General features: G+C 64.1%; 17 protein-coding genes. All 17 read right to left on the reverse strand.

Translation table 11 applies throughout. The features are described from left to right. Positions 1–28: 28 nt before the first annotated feature. The 17 genes from V1318_RS03210 to virB11 all read right to left on the reverse strand — a co-directional run bounded on the left by V1318_RS03210 (position 29) and on the right by virB11 (position 14,465). Positions 29–565, reverse strand: coding sequence for a hypothetical protein (locus V1318_RS03210; protein WP_332937631.1), 537 nt, complete (start codon positions 563–565; stop codon positions 29–31). Positions 566–807: 242 nt separating this feature from the next. Then, a complete protein-coding gene (locus V1318_RS03215; RefSeq protein WP_332937632.1) occupies positions 808–2,079 on the reverse strand; it encodes a peptidoglycan-binding domain-containing protein in 1,272 nt (423 codons plus the stop codon). Between the two features lie 48 nt (positions 2,080–2,127). Further along, the gene (locus tag V1318_RS03220; protein ID WP_332937634.1) at positions 2,128–2,727 is read right to left on the reverse strand and encodes a hypothetical protein; all 600 of its coding nucleotides are present in this window, start codon (positions 2,725–2,727) and stop codon (positions 2,128–2,130) included. Positions 2,728–3,005: 278 nt separating this feature from the next. Beyond that, on the reverse strand, positions 3,006–3,308 hold the full coding sequence (locus tag V1318_RS03225) for a DUF4189 domain-containing protein (RefSeq protein WP_332937636.1): 303 nt from the start codon (positions 3,306–3,308) through the stop codon (positions 3,006–3,008). A 239-nt stretch (positions 3,309–3,547) separates the two neighbouring features. Beyond that, on the reverse strand, positions 3,548–4,030 hold the full coding sequence (locus V1318_RS03230; RefSeq protein WP_332938324.1) for a DUF4189 domain-containing protein: 483 nt from the start codon (positions 4,028–4,030) through the stop codon (positions 3,548–3,550). A gap of 55 nt (positions 4,031–4,085) precedes the next feature. After that, on the reverse strand, positions 4,086–4,613 hold the full coding sequence (locus V1318_RS03235) for a DUF4189 domain-containing protein (protein ID WP_332937638.1): 528 nt from the start codon (positions 4,611–4,613) through the stop codon (positions 4,086–4,088). A 27-nt stretch (positions 4,614–4,640) separates the two neighbouring features. Beyond that, positions 4,641–5,012, reverse strand: coding sequence for a hypothetical protein (locus V1318_RS03240; protein WP_332937640.1), 372 nt, complete (start codon positions 5,010–5,012; stop codon positions 4,641–4,643). A gap of 192 nt (positions 5,013–5,204) precedes the next feature. After that, entirely contained in the window at positions 5,205–5,702 is a 498-nt protein-coding gene (locus tag V1318_RS03245; protein ID WP_332937641.1) for a DUF4189 domain-containing protein, read from the reverse strand. A 54-nt stretch (positions 5,703–5,756) separates the two neighbouring features. Next, positions 5,757–6,266: a DUF4189 domain-containing protein gene (locus tag V1318_RS03250; RefSeq protein WP_332937642.1), complete on the reverse strand. Its 510-nt coding sequence runs from the start codon at positions 6,264–6,266 to the stop codon at positions 5,757–5,759. A gap of 45 nt (positions 6,267–6,311) precedes the next feature. Beyond that, a complete protein-coding gene (locus V1318_RS03255; RefSeq protein WP_332937644.1) occupies positions 6,312–6,614 on the reverse strand; it encodes a DUF4189 domain-containing protein in 303 nt (100 codons plus the stop codon). Between the two features lie 228 nt (positions 6,615–6,842). Next, a complete protein-coding gene (locus tag V1318_RS03260; protein ID WP_332937646.1) occupies positions 6,843–8,057 on the reverse strand; it encodes a type IV secretion system protein in 1,215 nt (404 codons plus the stop codon). Between the two features lie 139 nt (positions 8,058–8,196). Next, positions 8,197–8,994, reverse strand: a complete 798-nt coding sequence (locus tag V1318_RS03265; RefSeq protein ID WP_332937647.1) for a hypothetical protein — start codon at positions 8,992–8,994, stop codon at positions 8,197–8,199. 70 nt (positions 8,995–9,064) lie between these two features. Next, on the reverse strand, positions 9,065–11,521 hold the full coding sequence (locus V1318_RS03270) for a VirB4 family type IV secretion/conjugal transfer ATPase (RefSeq protein WP_332937649.1): 2,457 nt from the start codon (positions 11,519–11,521) through the stop codon (positions 9,065–9,067). Between the two features lie 141 nt (positions 11,522–11,662). Then, a complete protein-coding gene (locus tag V1318_RS03275) occupies positions 11,663–11,971 on the reverse strand; it encodes a VirB3 family type IV secretion system protein (protein WP_332937651.1) in 309 nt (102 codons plus the stop codon). Next, positions 11,964–12,335 (reverse strand): TrbC/VirB2 family protein, encoded by a 372-nt coding sequence (locus V1318_RS03280; RefSeq protein ID WP_332937653.1) that lies wholly within the window; start codon positions 12,333–12,335, stop codon positions 11,964–11,966. The genes V1318_RS03275 and V1318_RS03280 overlap by 8 nt, the downstream gene beginning before the upstream one ends. A 74-nt stretch (positions 12,336–12,409) precedes the next feature. Continuing rightward, complete coding sequence (locus V1318_RS03285) at positions 12,410–13,252, reverse strand: lytic transglycosylase domain-containing protein (RefSeq protein WP_332937654.1); 843 nt, start codon at positions 13,250–13,252, stop codon at positions 12,410–12,412. A 175-nt stretch (positions 13,253–13,427) separates the two neighbouring features. After that, positions 13,428–14,465, reverse strand: a complete 1,038-nt coding sequence (gene virB11, locus V1318_RS03290) for a P-type DNA transfer ATPase VirB11 (protein WP_332937656.1) — start codon at positions 14,463–14,465, stop codon at positions 13,428–13,430. Between the last annotated feature and the right edge of the window lie 2 nt (positions 14,466–14,467).

The raw sequence follows: 14,467 nt of genomic DNA on the forward strand, positions 1-14,467 counted from the left end.
GGTCCGGGCCGGCGCCCTTGTTGCGTACTCAGGTCCCATCCACGGACGGCAGCTTGTCCCGGTCGAACTCTTCCAGCCGGATCGCGCCGAAATCCTTGCGCTGCAGATCCAGGCGCTTGTCCTCGCCGGTGTCGGTGTCGACCACGCTGCGCACCGCCTTCTCCAACAGCCAATCCTTCTGCTCGGCCGAATAGGCGAAGCCGAACTCGTCCGACCAGCGCTCGCGCGAGCCGCCCTCGATCAGCACCGTGAACCCGCCCGCGTAGGCGCGCACGTAGCCGAAGGGGTCGCCGGCGATGCCGCCGCACTTCGCGCACGGCACCAGGCGGTCGCTGCGCTTGACTGCCTGCAGCTTGCCGGCGGCGTCGCGGATCAGCACCACCACGGTGCGCGGCGCGCCCTCGCCCAACTTGGCTTGCGCTTGCGACGGCGGGTCGATCACCAGCAGCGCGTCCTCGCGGCCGTCGCCGTCCAGATCGGCGCGTTGCACCGCCAACTGCTTGCTGCCGGCGGGGATGAACTGACTCAGATCGTCTTGCTGCGGCGTCACGGACAGATTGTTCACGGGCACTTCCTGTTGCGGGTTTGGCTGCGTCTGCGCGGCGGACGCGGACGCAGCTGCCTGCGGTTGCGCATCGCCTGGCGCCGCCTGGCAGGCCGCCAGCGACGTCATCAGCACTAACAAGGTCAACGACTTGCGCATGTTCTCGCTCGGTACTCCATTCGGCTTTGCCGACCGCGGCCGCAACGCGGTCCGCAACCGGCTTCGCGCCGATCGACGCCGGGCGTCGATCGGCGTTTGCGACCTCAGGCCATCACGCGCGCTTCGCGCTGCTGCTGCGCGACCGCCGGCGCCTGTTCCAGCTTCTGGCGCTGCTGCGCGTCCTGCTGCAGCTGGAACGTCGACTGCTCCAGCGGCTGCGCGCCGGCCTGCAGCTTGTCCACGTGAGCGCGGTGGTGGCCCGGATCGGTCAGCCCGCCCTGGACGGCGAACAGACCGGTGCCGTTGGTGCTCAGCGCGACGTGGTCGATGCGGTTGAGGCCGCCGACCTTGGCCTCGAAAGTCAGCGTGGCCGCGGCGCGCTCGAGCTCGGCGTGGTTCTTGAAGCCGGCGTTCGGGCCCAGCTTCTCCAAACCGCCCACCGCCTGCTTGAACATGTCGTGGTCCGGATGCGCCGGGTTCGACAGCAGCGGGGTCTGCTCGGCCTTCTTCAGCGCGCCCAGGGTCTTGGGACCGGCGACGCCGTCGTCCTTGAGCCCGTGCGCGCGCTGGAAGGCCTGCACGGCTTCCTTGGTGCTGGCGCCGAAGTCGGCGTCGGGATTCAGCGCGCGGCCCTTGCCGTCGTGATAGCCCAGCTTGTTCAGCGACTCCTGCAGCGCGCGGATCTCCGCGCCCTGCTCGCCCGAACGCAGCACGCCGTCGGCCGAGGCGCGCGCAGGCGCCGGCGCCGTGTGCTTGGCCGGCTCGTCGTGCTGCGCGGTCACCGGCGCCGCGGCCTGGGTCGGCTGACCCTTGCCCGGGTAGCGCTCGGCGGTGATCACGCCGCTGTCGATATCGCGGATGTACTGCTTGAACTTGTCGAGATGATTGGCGTTGAAGTCGATATGGGTGTGGGTCGGATAAGCGTCGAGCTTGCCGCCGCCCATGCCGGACTGGATGCCCATCGGCTGACCGTACTTGATGTGGTCGCCTTCCTTGAGGCCGGAACCGCGCAGGTCCATGTGACGGACCTGGGCGATCATCTCGCCGTCGGGCAGCTTGTCGTAGATCTTCACCAGACCGCTGTTCTTCTCGATCTTGATGTAGCCCTCGGCCGGAGCCGGCGTGCGCAGGCCTTCCTTGCTGCCCTTGTCGTCGAGCAGGATGAAATCCTTGGACACGAACACGTGCCCGTCCTTGGAATGGGTGACCTTGCCGCCCGAGGACAGGACTTCCTGGTTGTGGCCGTCCACCACCTGGTAGCGGCGCCCCGGCTCCTTGCCCTTCTTGCTGGGGTGATGGATTTCGAGATCTTCGTACGAATGAACTGCTTCACGGCCCTTGGGGCCGCTCTCAACGATCGTGTACTTACCGCCCACGAGACACCTCCGTATTTTCTCGGAACAAAGAAGAAAACCCGCGCTGGATCAGCGCAGGTCCTGCGTCAGGTACCAGCACTTGTCGCGCAACTCGAAGACATAGGCGCCACGGTCGCCGACCGTTCGCACCAGGTTGTCGTCGGCATCGAACTCGGCCTTCACGTACTCGACCTGCGCGGTCTTGTCCTTGGGCTCGATGTCGATGTCCAGTCGCGGATAGTCGCCCGGCTCCTTGATGGCCGGGTCCAGGTACACCCACCGGTAATCGACGGCGCCGATCCTGAAGTCGCGGTAGCCAGACCCGGCGACGCTGCGCGCGTCCTGCTTGGGGTCGGCGTAACGCCCGACCCGCACGTCGGCCCAGGTATAGGCCTTGCGCACGGATTCGGAGTCGACGTAAGCCTCGAAGAACTCGCGGAACCCTTCGGGCTTGCAGGCCGATTCGGGTAGCGGAGGATCGGGCAGGACCGTAGCGGCCGGTGCGGCGCTGTCGGTGACGGGCGGGGTTTGAGCAGGCGGAGCGACCGCGTCGGAGGCTTTGGGCGCGGCGGCAGGGTCGTCCTTGGGTGCGGCCGGCGCATGGGACGCCGAATCGCAGGCGCTGAGCATGCATAGCAGCAGCGCGAAGGGAACGAGTTGTAGCTTCATGCAAACCTCTACGCCGCGTCGAGTTTCCGACGCAGCGTCTCCTGGTGCCTTCGACCGCGCGCGGCCTGGGGCACGTTGTCCGCCGGCGGATGCCGGCGGTGTAACTCCTCGGAGCAGCGATTGCAGGATCGCCGCGACTTCCTAGTCACGGCTGTGCGATCGCGCCCCTTGATCTGGCGCTGCGGACGGTGGGGACCGAGGTCCGGATACCGTGCCGCCTACGACTACTTTACCGCATCCGGCCGCGAATCCGTCGCCGCCGGGATTGCCGCCATTATTTACTCCGATACCGGATAACTGCAACCGGAATAGTAAATCTGGCAATCGGCCGTGTTCTGGCCGCATACCTCCAAGGCCTCCGCGGCGGCCGCGTCGACCGAGGCCCCGCTGCGCATGGCCGCGAAACTGGCGCCCCAGGCGACCACGCCGCAACCGTTGCCCCAGGACAAGAGGTTCTTCCGGCAGCTGGCATCGTCTCCGCCGTCGGCTCGACACTGGGCGATCGCCGCCTTTTCCGCTTGCCGGGTGCTGCCTTGGTTGGCCGCGGTGCCGAGCTTGCCCCGTGAGTAGTCGATGGACATGGCCCCGTAGCGCGACTGCCACCGCGGCCCGCGCGGCGCTCGCGGCTGCAGCGGCCCGCTGCCACCGACCCCGTAGCCGGGTTGCGGGACGCAGATCGGACCGGGCGCCTGGCCGATCGGGGCCAGGCCCTCCGGGCATCCCTGCTCGGCTCCGGCCGCGCAGGAAACCATGACGAGCGCGAGCAGACACCAGACTCTCATTCGCTACCGCCCTCGAGACGACGCACCGCTATCGGCGCTCATTTCATGACCGGCAAACTGCAGGCCGAGTAATAGACCCGGCAGTCGCTCGTGTTCTCGCCGCACTCCTTGAGCGCAGCCGCGGACGCCTGTTCTTCGGACGCGGCACTACGCGTGACCGCGTACTGATCGCCCCAGACCAGCGCGCCGCAACCGTTGGCCCAGGAATGCAGGCCTTTCTTGCACTCCTCCGCAACACCGCCCTTCGCGCGGCACTCGGCAAGCGCGGAGTCCACAGCCTTGCGGTTGCTCGACATATTGCTCGCGGTGCCGAACTTGCCGTGTGCGTAGTCGGCCGCGATCGCGCCATAGCGATCGCTCCACCGAGGTCCGCGCGGCTGTTGCTGCACGGGACTAGCCCCTCCAATGCCATAACCCGGCATTGGCACGCAGATCGGCCCGGGCGCCTGCCCCGTCGGGATCAGACCGGCGGGGCACCCCTGCTCCGCATAGGCCAGCCCGGACGCGAACAGTCCGAACATCAGCAAGCAGCACCTAGTCTTTCGCATCGAAGCATCCTACGCTCGACTGGACCAGTCAGTCGACCAGCACCGGGTAGCTGCAACGCGTGTAAAGAACTTCACAGTTCGTTGAATTCAGGTCGCATAGCTTTTGCGCCTTCTTGGTGGCTTCTTCGACGGTTCCGCCACCATCGAACGCGACATAATCGCTACCCAAGGCCAAAGCACCACAGCCGTTTCCATAGGTGTACAGCGATTTCTTGCACTCTTGCGCGGCCCCTCCACGAGCCTGGCAGTCCTTCAACGCGCTGCGTTGAGCTTCGCGCCTGCTCTTTTTTTCCGTCGCCACGCCCATCTTCGATGCGACGACATCGAGGGAAACGGCGCCCCAACGATCAATCCACCGCGGTCGCGGCATGCTCGGCTGCTGGCTCTGAGCCGGGGCCGACGGGCTTCCCAGCCCATAGCCCGGCTGCGGTACGCAGATCGGGCCTGGCGCCTGCCCAATCGGAGCCAAACCGGCAGGACACCCCTGCTCGGCGTAGACGAAGCTGGAACACGACATCCCTGCAATAAGCAGACAAAACGCTATCAGGTTACGCATGGTCGCCATCAGTCCTTTGTGGTGCGCTTAGCGCAGGAGACAGGCCTGCCCCGCACGCCCCCACCCGGAAAGGGTGAGTCCGAGCACCAGCACATAACGAATCATTGAATCAATAACGAGTAGCTGCAGCTCGCGTATTACCTGACAGCCCGCCGAGTGCTGCGAGTTCATGACTCCGCTGGCCGCGAGTTCGCGCGTGCCCTCGCTACGCAGCGACACGTAACTCTCGCCCCAGGCGACCACGCCGCAGCCGTTACCCCAAGACAACAGGTTCCTCCAACAGTCGTCGGAGTCTCCGCCGTTGCCGCGACACTGGGCTACCACCGCCTTTTCAGCTAGACGAGCGTTGCTCATGTCGGCTGCCGTACCGAGCTTACCCCGGGCGTAGTCGATCGCCATGGCGCCGTAGCGACTTTGCCAGCGAGGGCCAGATTGCGGTCGCGTCAATTCGCCGCAGCCGAGACCATACCCCGGCTGCGGCACGCAGATCGGACCAGGTGGCTTGGCCTATCGGCGCTAAGCCAGCCCGGCAACGCTGTTCCGCGTAACCGCTGCTGCAACACAACAGAGTGAGCAGCCAGTACCGAGCCCTCATCCTCCGTTGGCCAATACCGGGTAGTTGCAGTGGGTGTACAAAACCTCACAACCGGTCGAGTCCATTTCGCAGGCTTTCAGGGCGTTGGCGGACGCGTCCTCAACGCTGCCGCCACCGCGCGCCGCAAACAGATCGCCGCCCAAAGCGACAGCGCCACAACCGTTGCCGTAGATCAGTACCGTCTTCTTACACTGCTTTTCCGTGCCACCGCGATTCTTGCAGTCCTTAAGCGCTGCACGCTCCGCATCGCGACTGCTCTTTCGATCCGTCGCCGTACCCATCTTGGCGGCGACCGAGTCGAAGGCAACGGCCCCCCAACGATCGAGCCAACGAGGCTGGGGAGCGCTGGGCCGTTGCTGCACCGGACTCGGCCCACCAATTCCATAACCAGGCATTGGCACGCAGATCGGCCCGGGCGCTTGCCCCGTCGGGATCAGACCGGCGGGGCACCCTTGTTCCGCATAAGCCAGCCCGGACGCGAACAGTCCGAACATCAGTAAGCAGCACGTAGTCTTTCGCATCAAAGCACCGATGCTCTGCTGGAGCCGTCAGTTGACCAGCACCGGATAGCTGCAACGTGTGTACAAGACCTCACAGTCAACCGAGTTCGCGCTGCATTCCTTCTGCGCGCGCTCCGAAGCCTGTTCGATACTGCCGCCGCCGCGGGCCACCACGAAATCGGCGCCCAAGGCCACGGCGCCGCAACCATTACCGTAAACCAATAGCGTCTTCTTGCATTCCTGAGCCGATCCACCGCGAGTCTGGCACTCCTTCAAAGCCGCCTTCTGCGCGTCGCGACTGCTCTTCTTGTCGGTCACTGCTCCCATCTTTTGGGCGACGCCATCGATGGCGATGGCGCCCCAACGCTCGAGCCAACGCGGCTGCGGCAGGTTCGGCCGCTGCTGAATCGGATCCTGCCCGCTTACACCGTAACCGGGCTGCGGCATGCAGATCGGACCGGGCGCCTGGCCGATCGGTGCGAGCCCCGCGGGGCAACCCTGCTCCGCGCGCGCCCATCCGGAAAAGACTAGTCCGACCACCAGAACATAACGAATCATTGGATCAGCGAAGGATTAGCTGCAGCTCGCATATGTCCAGCGAACTCAGTTCTGCACGGGGTAACTACAACCCGAATAATAGATCTGGCAATCACCGGTGTTCTGACCGCAGACTTGCAAGGCCTCTGATGCGGCGGCATCGACGGACGCGCCACTGCGCATGGCAGCGAAGCTTTCGCCCCAGGCGACCACACCACAACCGTTGCCCCAGGAAAGCAGGTTCTTCTTGCAGCTGCTGTCGTCGCCGCCATTGGCACGACACTGCGCGATCGCGGCCTTCTCGGCCTTGCGCGTATTGGCCATGTTGGACGCCGTACCCAGCTTGCCGCGGGTGTAGTCGATCGACATGGCACCAAAACGCGACTGCCACTGCGGTCCGCGCGGCTCTCGCGACTGGACCGGGCTGGGGCCGCCGATGCCGTAGCCCGGCTGAGGTACGCAGATCGGTCCCGGCGCCTGGCCGATCGGGGCCAGGCCTGGAGGGCATCCCTGCTCTGCCTGAGCCCAACCCGAGCTCACGAGACCGAGCAGGAGCACACAAAACCAAACTTTCATCCTCAACCACCTCCGTATGGATTAGCGCGTGCCTGGAGTGACGTTCGGACTAGGTTTAATGGTGTCGACCTGAGGCTGAGGTGAACCAGGCCGGCCGGTCGCGGCACCTTGTTGCAGTGACGGATTGGGCGCGTTACCCGACTGCGAGGGCGGCACGTAACCTGGCTGACCGCCACCACCGCCGCCGTAAGTCGGCGTGGTCGGGCGATAGCCCGCGCTGCCGGCGTAACCCGGAGGCATGCCCGCGCCCGGCTGGGCCGCGCCTGCACCGCCCATGGCGTTGTAAGCGCTAGGCGTACCGAGCAGACCCTGGAAGAACATCGCGGCCATCGGCGGCGCGCTGACGATCAGCACGGTCAGGATCAGGCCCATGCCGCCCTGCTGCATGGCCTGGCTGGTCATGCCGTCGCTGAAATCCATACCGCCCATCAGCTTGCCGGCTAGCGCCGTGGTCCAGAACGCGGCGGAGACGCGTGTGACCATCTCCAAGGCTATCGATACCATCGCGCTCAGGACCGCCATCGAGAATAGCGTTCCTATGCCGTAGTAAAGCCATTTAGTGAATAGCTGTTTTGTCTGGTCGAACAGCAAACACAATATGAATATTGGCCCGAAGCCCACGAACATGGCCATGGCGATCTCGTACAGCAGCAGCATGGTGCCGCTGACGATCGCGGGGCCGCCCGTGCCCATGCCGATGAACCACATGGCGCGGTTCTTGTCGTCGTCCAGGGTCGGGTCCCGCACCACGTCGATCATGTCGATACTGGTCAAGGCTACCTGCATCCAGGCCAGGCTCTTGTCGATCTGGTCCTCGATCTTGGTTTCCTTGCCGGTGACGATCCAGTGGATTTCCTTGTTGAGATCCACGGTGAAGAACGTGTGCATATTGGTGCCGAACGCCGCCATCGACGTCGCCACGCCGATGATGAAGGCGGCGCGCAGCGAGCTGCTCACCAAGCCCATCATCGGTTCGCGCGAAATGCCGGTGACGATGCGATAGCCCTGCACCAGGATCCACAGCGTCATCGCGGTCAGCGCGATGCCGCCCACCCACTGCATGGCGTTGGTCATCATGCCCACGCCGAACTTCTGGATCTCCTCGCGCAGGTAGGCAAGGATCAGGCGGAAGAAGACGAAATCCCCCACCGACTGGACATGCGGATTGAGCCAATCCAGCCAGTTGCCGATGCTGCCCTTCAGCCAATCACCCACGATTTCGATTCCCCTGCTCATCTGCGCGCCTATCTGCCTGTCGGGTCATTGCCGCTGGCCTGCCCCTGTTCAACCACCGCACCGAACCCATCGGCGCAGACTCTGTACCGGCTTCGAAGCAGCGGGCCGCCTGGCCCGGCCGCTCCGGCCGTCCCCTAACTCAGTTGCCGACCTTCAAGGCGGTCGCGAGCGCGCCGGTCTTGACCAGCGAACCCAGGATGGTCTGCTGCCCCTTCATGGCCTTGTAAGCCAGCACGCGCTGGTTCTCTTCCATGCTCGCGATGTAGACATCGTAGGTCTGCATGTGGCCCTGCCACATCTGGAACTTCAGCGCCAGATCGTTGCTGATCTGGGTGGAAGAGGTCGCCACGTTCGTGACGTTGCCCTGCGAGTTGTCGCCGTTGCGCTGGCTCTGCACGTTCTTGAGCATGGCCTCCATCTGCGGCGCCGTTTCCATCACGAACCTGACCGTGTAGTTGTACTTCTCGTTGCGGGCCTGGCGAATGGCGGTGCAGATCTTCTTCTGCTCGGCGACGATGTCGCCGCCCGGATTCAGATTGAACATGGTCAGCAAGGAGCTGAGGTTGAGGCCGCCGCCGCCGCGGTTGCAGGACTCCTCGACCAGGTAAGTCTTGGCGTTGACCGTGCTCCAGGTGGTGCCGTTGGGCATGCCCACCGAGCTGAGCAGGCTCTGCATGTTGATCAGCTGCTGCTTCATGTGGTTGAGCTGATCCAGCCAGCTCTTCGCATCGTTCGCGTACGCGGCCGTGTCGGCGAACCTCTGCGAGTAGGTGTTGATCTGATTCAGGATGCTCTGGATCAGGTTCGGACCAACCTCGACCACCGGCCCCATGGCGCTGCCGTTGCCGGCGGCCAGCGAGCAGGCCAGTAGGACGCCGGCGAGCGCCAGCTTCTTGGACTTGCGGCCGTTGGCCTGGTTATTGCGCTTGATGATCATGGCGAAGTTCCTCTTCTTGGGCAGGTTGCGGTACGTCGACGTTCGCGTGCTGCGTGAATCCGTGGGGGTATCAGGCCGTGGCCTGGCTACGTTCGGTGGTGCTCGGCTTGGCTTTGCCCGAGCCCTTGCGATTGGCGTAGAACGAGGCCAGCCACTGCTCGGGCCGCAGCTCGTCGACCGTGACTCCGGCGCGACGGGCTTCGGTTTCGAGCACGTTGTGCATGATCTCGATGTTGTCGGTGGAGGCCGAGATCACCGCCAGCGAGTCGTCGAGGCCGCGCAGGTTGAGCTGGCAGACCGTGGCCGCGTGGCCCTGCTTGACCAGGAAGCAGCGCGAGCGCTCGTCCAGGCTCTTGACCACCTGGTATTCCGAGTCGGTCAGCTTGAGGCCTTCCATGTAGTCCTCGCGGCTGGCGTTCGGGTTCGGCAGCAGGATCAGGGTCGCGGTCTGTTCGATCAGCGAGGCCGAGATGTCGCTGGCCAGGGCGTCTTCCGGGCTCTGGGTGGCGAAGATGCCCAGGCCGTTCTGCTTACGGATGGTCTTCTGCTTGTTCTTGGCGAATTCCTTGAGGCCGCCGGAGCCGTCGAGGATCTTCCAGAACTCGTCCATCACGTAGATCAGCGGGCGGCCGTCGATCAGTTCCTCCAGGCGGTGCAGCAGGTAGTTGATCACCGGCACGCGCACTTCGGGGTTGTCGATCACATCGGTGTAGTCGAAACCGATGATGTTGGCCTTTTCCAGATTGATCGTGTCGACCGGGTTGTCGAACACCCAGCCCAGCGAATTGCCCGCGGTCCATTTGCGCATGCGCGCGAACAGGCCGTCGTCGCCCATGTTGGGCAGGCTCTTCTGCAGGTTGGTCATGCTGCGCAGGTGCTTGGGCGTGTCGAGCATGTTCTCGACCGCGCGGAAGATGTCCTCGTCCTCGCGCGCCGAGTACTGGCTCTTGCCGCACAGCACCTTGATCAGGTCGGCCAGGAACTGCGTGTTGGCCTCGTTGCGCTCGCACTGCAGCGGGTTGAAGCCGGTCGGCTGACCGTTCTCCAACGCCAGGTAGTTGCCGCCGCAGGCGCGCACGAAGATCTCGGCGCCGCGGTCCTTGTCGAAGAAGAAGATCGTCGGCGTCGGCTTGAGCTTCTGCACCTGGCTCAACAGGAAGTTGATCAGCGCGGTCTTACCGGTACCGGACTTGCCGATCACCATGGTGTTGGCGATCGCCTTCTCGCCCAGCGAATTCTCGGCCGGGTGAGTGGCGTGGAAATTGAAATAGTACGGCTGGCCGTTGGTGGTCTGCAGGGTGGTGACGCACTCGCCCCAGGGGTTGTTCTCCTTCTTGCCGGTCGCGAAGTTGTGCAGCGGCGACAGACCGAGGAAGTTGAGCGAGCTGACGTTGGCCAGACGGGTGCGGTACTGCCAGTTGCCCGGGAACTGCGCGTAGAACGACGCAGTCACGGCCAGGTCTTCCTTGGCCGACACGAAGCCGGCGTTGGACAGCTCGGCGCGCGCCATCGCGATGTTGTTGGCGAGCTTTTCCTGGGATTCAGCGTACAGACAGATGGTGAAATGGTATTCGCCGAGCACGAAGTTGCCCGAGGCCAGCTGGTCCATGGCCATGTCGAGTTCGACGATCTGGCTGACCGCCTTGTCGCCGGACGAGATCATCATGCCCTTGGTGCGGTCCAGCACCTTGAGCGCGTCCTGGCGGCCCATCGGACTGAACGAGTGCGTGATCACGTACTCGAAGTCCAGGTACTTCATGCCGTTGAGGATGCCGGGATAGGTGCCGTCGGTGTACTCCTTGACGTTGAGCATCGCACCGAAGTGGTTGACGCCGGTCGGAGTGTTGACGACGAAATCGCCGGTCTTGGCCGAGAACATCAGCCGGCTGACCGGCAGATAGCTCGGGATCGGCGCCGGCAGCACCGGCACCGGCTCGTCGATGCGGTTGAGCAGGTAGCCGAAGAATTCCAGCGCCTCGGAGAACACGACGCCGTTCTTGGCCTCGTACATGCCCAGGCGGTACGGAGCGTAATCCTTGAGCACGGCCTCGACGTTGCTGGCCAACTCGAGGATCTTGGCCACTGCCTGGTCCTGCTGCGCCTGCAGCTGCTCGGCGCTGGCGGACTTCTCGACGAAACGCTTACCCGTCACGATCGGGCGGTACATCATCGTCAGGTACAGCTCGTTCTGCATCAGCTTGGCGCCCGACAGCGTGGCGAAATACGCGTCGGACATTTCCTGGTTGAACTGCTGCTCGAACTTGCTGCCGCCCTGGACGCGGCGCTTGCGGCGCACGTCGTGGACCCAGAACGCGACGTTGGTGAAGTCCGGCGCTCGCAGGGTCTGCAACATGCGGTTGAAGGTGTTGTGGCGGTGCTCGATCTCCCATTCCTCGCGACCGACGAAGGGCAGACCGCCCAGGCTCCACACGAGCATGTAATCCCCGCCCGTGGTCTTGATGACGGTCGGAGAGACGTGCGTGGACAGCGGAATGAAATCGCTGATGGGCGTATCGGGAGTCAGCATGGCGTACTGGGTCTGCTCTGAAGTCGGACGGGCTATGGATCGATCACCTGCCGCCGGCGCGATGCCTTGCGGCTACGCGACCGTCGGGACCTGCAAACCCGTGCGCCATCGCGGTCGGACCGCGATGGCGCCGGGGGAGTATCACTTCCTCTTGTCGCCCGGGCTGCGATAGGTGTTCTGGGTGAACACCCACATGCCCGAGTGGTGCTGCAGATTGCGCATGCGGAAGCGGAACTTCCAGCGCAGGCTGAGCAAGCGGAAGATCATTTCGTCGCGCCGCGTCATCTGTCGCATCACGAAGATGACGAACGGCAACAGCGCGATGCAAAACATGTTGACGTACATCGTCAGCACGATGACCGCGCCCGCACCGATGGCGAAGGGGATGTAGGGCACCCCCAGAAACATCGCCGGCCGCGTGCAGCCGCGGAACAACACGTTCTTATGCATAGGACGCGTTGAGGATGGTCAGCATCACGCCGGAACCGACGTTTTCCGGAATGATCATCTTGGCGATCTGGGCAGCCGCACCGATCACGAACGCGCCGACCAGGATCGGCAGCATGTCCATGATGCGCTTGTTGGCGAACGCGATCTGATAGCCGCAGTAGATCAGCGCCATCGTGACGACCGCGACCGAGGCGATGTTCAGCAGGCCGTTGATGTTGTTGATGAAGCCCTTCACGCGGCCCGTAGCGTCGGCGCCGCCGCCGCTCTGAGCGAACGCGATGTCCGGCACGAGCAGCATGCCGACGAACAGGGCCGCCATGAGGAAGGACGTGAAGATGGTCTTGAAGTGCGCGTTGGAGTTCATGGATAGATCCCTCTTTCGATTGACAACGATTTGAATGGTGAAAGCTAGCTTCGGTTCAAACTACAAGCGGCACGCTAAAAAACGAATGCCTGATCCCCCTGGGATTGCTCCGTGGCGGATGCGGGGGCATTCGCCATGGGTTGCACTTTCACCGGCTGCGGCGCCTGTGCGGCGACCACCGCGCCCATCGCCGCGACCGGCATGGGAGCGACGGGCTGCGGAACGGGCGCGGCCGGGGCCGGGCTCGCGGGCACGGCCGAGATCTGAACGGGATTGGGCGCCATCGGCATGGCCGGCGGCGCGGCCACCGCCATGGTGACGCGGCTGGTGACCTGGGCCGGCGCGGCGCCGGCGGCCGGCAGACGCTGGGTGCCGGCGGTCTGGCGGGTATTGGCGTACAGCGGCATGCGGCTGACCGGCACCGAGCGGCGCGAGGGCTTGCTGATCACGGCGATCGCCTGGCCGTCGGCGGCCGGCGCGGCCTTGGCGCCCATAGAGGCGTAGACCTTCTGCACGTAGCCGTGGCGGTAGCCGGTGACGAAATTGCCGGAGTAGTAGCAGCTGAAGGATTTGCCCCAGTCCCCACTGGAGCGGCCGTAGCATTCGGCCAGGATGCGCGAGCCGGCCTGCAGGTTCGGGCAGGTCTCGAAGGCCTTCTCGTAGGAATCCAGGCCGTATTTGGCCATGTTGTAGCGGTTGACCTGGGCCAGGCCCAGGGAGAAGTTGTAGCCCTTGCTCTCGAGCATGCGCACGGTGGCCAGGGCTTCGGGCAGGCTGCGGGGCTGGCGCACGAGGCGGCCGCCGACGACGCCGATGGCGTACGGATTGTAGGAAGACTCCACGCGCACGACGTGGTGCATCACTTCGTGCGGAACCGCCAAGCTAGGGCAGCTCATCAATTCGATACCGGGCAACATCCGTATTTCCCCCTGTGCCGACCTTGGCGTCGACCTAACAAAACCGTTCTATAAACAGCCTGTTATGCGCCAGATCGACGCACTTATCATTCATCTACAGACGAATGATGTCAATAAGCGCTCCCCTACCCTGCCCCGGCCAGGTCGCGCCCCCAAAATGGGACAGACCTCGCGTTTATTCGCTGTGCGCCCGTTCCGGGTTGAAATCGATACCCGTGATGTGGCGCTGCCCGGCGTGGGCCTTGATATGGACCACGATATCGATGGTCATCATCAATAGCCGCTTGATGACCGCGAACTCGAGGCCCGAGCCCTCCGCCGAAGCCTTCACCATCAGCGCCAACTGGTCCCAGGTCTGGGTCGTGCTGCCGGCGTGGCAGCTGGTGATCGACCCGGGGTGGCCGGAGGCGCAATTTCGGATGAAGTAGAACGATTCGTCGCCGCGCAACTCCGCCAGGATGATCCGGTCCGGCTTCATGCGCAGACAAGCTTCCATGCAACTCTTTGCAGTGACGTTGCTGGTGCTTTGTCCACCTTTCGAGTAGAGCAAGTGCACTACGTTGGGCTGCTGGATGAAAAGCTCGCGGGCGTCCTCGATCGTGACCAGGCGTTCGACGTCGGGGATGTGCCCCACCAGCGACTTCATGAAGGTGGTCTTGCCGCTGCCGGTGGCCCCGGCGACGACGATGTTCTTCTTGTACTGCACGGCCTTCTTGAAGAACTCGGAGTAGTTGCGCGAGGCGCGCAGCTCCAGCAGTTCGCGGTCGTGGTCGCTCAGGACGTGCGTGCTTTCCAGGATCTGGGCGAAGAAGCCGTCGTCCTGGTACTGCTGCAGGGTCTTGTTGTGCTTGGACGGCAGGCGGATGGTGATCGAGACCTTGCCCGCGTCGCAGGCCGGGGGAATCACGAACTGCGCACGCTGCCCGGTCGGGAAGGTCAACGAGACCACCGGGTCGGCATCGGTGATGCGCTGACCCGTGTTGCTCTCGTTGACCACCGCGGTACAGAACTGACGCGCCCGATCGAAGGTGAGCGTCGGCACCTCAATCTTCTTCCAGCCCTCGCGGGTTTCCAGGTACAGCTCGCCCGGCTTGTTGATGCAGATTTCGGTGACGTCGGGCGACGACATGAAGTCGTGGATACCCAGCACTTGGTACTGGTAATCCAGGAACCCGCTCGACACCGCAGCGATAGGCGAATCGTCCATACCCATTC

Origin of the sequence: Lysobacter sp. CCNWLW3, from assembly GCF_036697405.1 — a bacterium.
Classification (GTDB): domain Bacteria; phylum Pseudomonadota; class Gammaproteobacteria; order Xanthomonadales; family Xanthomonadaceae; genus Lysobacter.